The organism is Paenibacillus allorhizoplanae (assembly GCF_927798215.1).
Classification (GTDB): domain Bacteria; phylum Bacillota; class Bacilli; order Paenibacillales; family NBRC-103111; genus Paenibacillus_E; species Paenibacillus_E allorhizoplanae.
Genome location: NZ_CAKMMW010000070.1, coordinates 1 through 541 on the forward strand (window position 1 = coordinate 1; position 541 = coordinate 541).

Sequence of the window (541 nt, forward strand, 5' to 3'; positions counted from 1 at the left end):
ACTGGCATGGCTGCCATCGGTCCGATATCGCCAAGCCCAAGTACAGCCGTTCCATCCGACACGACCGCGATCATATTCCTTTTGATCGTCAATGAGTAGGCCTTGCTCGGCTGTTCCGCAATCGCTAGGCAGACTTGGGCGACACCTGGGGTATAGACACGGGACAAATCGTCACGGTTTTTGACAGGAATTTTGGAAGCAATCTCGATTTTCCCGCCCAAGTGCACGAGGAACGTGCGGTCCGATACGTGAATGACCTTGACACCGCTTAGCTTTTGAAGCAACTCATGAATGGATTGGCTGTGCGCTTGATCTAACACATTGACGGTTATATCGCGGACTGTATGGGTACGGCTAGAGGAGATAACATCAATTCCCACAATATCGCCATTAGTCCCTTCAATAACAGCAGCTATATCGCCTAGAGAGGTTAGTTCTTTATCGATTTGAAGCCGAAATATCATATAAGTGCTGGAAATGTTTGAAATTGACATTTGTTTTTACACTCTCCTTAATTTTGTAAAACGTCTTTTGGTGCTTG

At 46.6% G+C, this 541-nt stretch carries 1 protein-coding gene; it reads right to left on the bottom strand.

What is annotated here, in order from left to right:
- A partial coding sequence (locus L6I86_RS35540) for an ACT domain-containing protein (RefSeq protein ID WP_476739366.1) occupies nt 1-494 on the bottom strand: 494 nt, incomplete at its 3' end.
- Nucleotides 495-541: the final 47 nt, after the last annotated feature.